The 2,793-nt window shown below is 38.4% G+C and carries 3 protein-coding genes; all 3 read left to right on the top strand.

Features of this window, described 5'->3' with window-relative positions; translation table 11 throughout:
* Positions 1-303: 303 nt before the first annotated feature.
* The 3 genes from ACY2RQ_RS19045 (at position 304) to ACY2RQ_RS19035 (ending at position 2,782) form a co-directional block, all read left to right on the top strand.
* Positions 304-630 (top strand): rhodanese-like domain-containing protein, encoded by a 327-nt coding sequence (locus tag ACY2RQ_RS19045; RefSeq protein WP_490114594.1) that lies wholly within the window; start codon positions 304-306, stop codon positions 628-630.
* A gap of 26 nt (positions 631-656) precedes the next feature.
* Positions 657-1,103: a copper resistance protein CopD gene (locus ACY2RQ_RS19040; RefSeq protein WP_490114593.1), complete on the top strand. Its 447-nt coding sequence runs from the start codon at positions 657-659 to the stop codon at positions 1,101-1,103.
* A 110-nt stretch (positions 1,104-1,213) separates the two neighbouring features.
* Positions 1,214-2,782, top strand: coding sequence for a DUF262 domain-containing protein (locus ACY2RQ_RS19035; RefSeq protein ID WP_490114592.1), 1,569 nt, complete (start codon positions 1,214-1,216; stop codon positions 2,780-2,782).
* Positions 2,783-2,793 lie beyond the last annotated feature (11 nt).

The following is a 2,793-nucleotide window of genomic DNA, read 5'->3' as shown; positions in this document are numbered from 1 at the left end:
GGCTAAAAACATCGAAGTTCATTCCTTCGAGTCGCGCCGCTATAAAAATCTGTGCTTTGTTTAGCTCACAGCTTGCGGCGTTAAGTCTTGTGTCCATACATTCGTGCAGCCAGCCACAACCAAAGTACACACTTCGTATTGTGGTGCGGCACATTCAATGCAAACCGGGTAAGCACCTAACAAGCGCATCCAAGTGACGCCTTCGGCGCACCTGATGCGGGCGTTAAGCGCTATTTCTATAAGTCACTCGCTGTTAGAATGAATATTCTTTCTAAGAAAAGTATTTAGGATAGATACCGTCACATGCTGCTAAAAAATCCTTTGCAAATCATCATCCTTATTCTGTTCTTAAGCACGCCCCTTCTTTCTCATGCTGAAAGCGTGTGGATTGATGTTAGAACTGTTGCAGAGCATAGGATAAATCATATAGAAGGCGATCTTCGTATTTCTTACGAAAAGATTGTTAGCGAAGTACAAAAGTTATATCCCAACAAGAATACCGAGATCCATTTGTACTGCCGTAGTGGACGTAGAGCTGGTATAGCTCAATCAGCACTATTAAATGCTGGCTATAAATCCGTATATAATGAAGCGACTGTTTCTAATGCTAGAAATAACCGTGGACTTTAAAACCTCATAAGTCCAAGAAGGGAAATATGATGTACGAAATATTTTTATTCCTTCACCTCCTCGGTGCAACCATTTGGACTGGCGGACACATAGTTTTAGCAACAACCGTTCTACCAAAAGCACTGAAGGAAAATGATATTACTTTCCTTTCAAAATTTGAGGGTTGCTACGAGAAAATTGGTATTCCGGCTTTAATCACCCAAATTCTGACAGGATTACATCTTTCATATAAGTTGCTTCCTGATTTCTCCATGTGGTTTAATTTTGAAAATCCCATATCCAGAATAATCAGCATAAAGATAATTCTTCTCGGGTTTACATTCCTTCTAGCAATCGATGCTAGATTACGAATAATTCCAAAACTCTCTGAAAGCAACATAAAGTCTCTTGCACTTCATATAATACCAGTAACAATCATATCGGTTCTCTTTGCTTTTGTTGGTATTTCATTTAGAACCGGTTGGCTATATTAATACGCGCTTAACAAGCGCATCCATGTGACGCCTTCGGCGCACCTGATGCGGGCGTTATACGCTTCACACATTCAATCAACATCGCTATTAATGATAAATGGATATTTTAAATGGCAAAAAGAGCTAATTTAGTAAACCTTGATGCTTTGATTAAAAGAGCGGATTTCGCATCAGAAGAAACTGATGACTCAGCATTTGAGAATGTTTCAACTATATCGCTTAGAGATTTCACTAAAGGTGGTTTGATTGGCCCAAGCTTGAGAAAGCCAGATTTTCAAAGAGAAACAAATCATTGGACACCACAACAAGTTGTTTCACTTTTAGAATGTTTTACAAGTGGAGATTTGATTCCTTCTGTAATTCTCTGGCAGTCACCGACATATCTATTTGTAATTGATGGTGGGCACAGGCTAAGTGTTTTAAGATCATGGATTGAAGATGATTATGGGGATGGCCCTTTATCATTTGCATATTTTGGGCATGAGATCTCTGACGAACAGAAACGTGCTGCTGAGAAAACAAGAAGACTTGTAAGTTCAACTGTTGGTAGCTGGCAACATTACCAAACAAGACTTGAAAGTGAAGATATTGATCCAACAGAACGAAAGAAAATTAACACAATCATTGCTAGGGGATTACCAATTCAATGGGTAAAAGGTGATGCTGACAAGGCTGAAAGCTCATTTTTTAAAATCAACACAAAAGGGACACCGCTCGATAGTGTTGAGGAACTTCTTCTAAAAAGCAGAAAAAGACCTATTTCAATTGCATCTCGTGCTGTTATTCGTGCAGGTAAAGGCCATAAATATTGGTCATCATTTGAACCAGAAATAGCTTCAAAAATAGAAGATAATTCTAAAGCTCTTCATAAAGTACTTTTTGAGCCTGAAATTGCACGACCAATAAAAACACTTGACTTGCCTTTGGGAGGCTCAAAAGGAGTCAGAACCGCTTTACAAGTCTTGATTGACTTCATGCTTTCTGCAAATCGAAACCAAGAAGGAAAACCAAAGGATGTATATGGCCAAGATGAAGATGAGTCTGGCGAAGCAACTGTTACGGTTCTTAAAAAATCAGCAAGATTAGCAAATAGAATTACTGGCAATGACAATGGAAGCTTAGGCTTGCATCCAGCAGTTTATTTCTATGGTCCATCTGGTAGGCATTCAGGACCAATGTTCATGGGAACAGTAAATTTAATTGGTAAAAAGCTGTCAAATAACGACTCAGCATTCTTTACAAAATTCACTAAAGTACGATCACAGCTCGAAAATATCCTTGTTCAAAACAAAGATTTGATCGCAACAATTCTTCAGAAAAACATGAGCAACAAACGTGTTCAAGCATATGAAACAATGCTTGAGTCATTAATTGGGAAATTGCTAGAAAATGAAGAAGTAACAGAACAGTTTCTTATTGACAGTGCTGGTTTAAACGGAAAATTAATTCATGGAAATTCAGAAATCCAAGCAAAGAATTTTTCTGATGATGCTAAGAGTGAAGCATTCATAAATGTTGCATTAAAGTCAGCTGTTAAATGCCCAATTTGTGATGGATATCTAGATCCTGAAAAATCTGTTTCTTATGATCATGTCATCCGGGCACGTGAAGCAGGCAAAGGCTCCGCAGACAATTGCGACTTAACACATCCATACTGCAATCAATCTGTAAAGCAATAATCAGCACGCGT

It is taken from the genome of Parendozoicomonas sp. 209JJ7-1, from assembly GCF_058147085.1.
This window is presented reverse-complemented; position numbering and strand designations above follow the sequence as displayed.

Coding starts and splice junctions, on each gene's coding strand:
- ACY2RQ_RS19045 (WP_490114594.1), top strand. CDS start 304: ATGCTGCTAAAAAATCCTTTGCAAATCATCATCCTTATTCTGTTCTTA.
- ACY2RQ_RS19040 (WP_490114593.1), top strand. CDS start 657: ATGATGTACGAAATATTTTTATTCCTTCACCTCCTCGGTGCAACCATT.
- ACY2RQ_RS19035 (WP_490114592.1), top strand. CDS start 1,214: ATGGCAAAAAGAGCTAATTTAGTAAACCTTGATGCTTTGATTAAAAGA.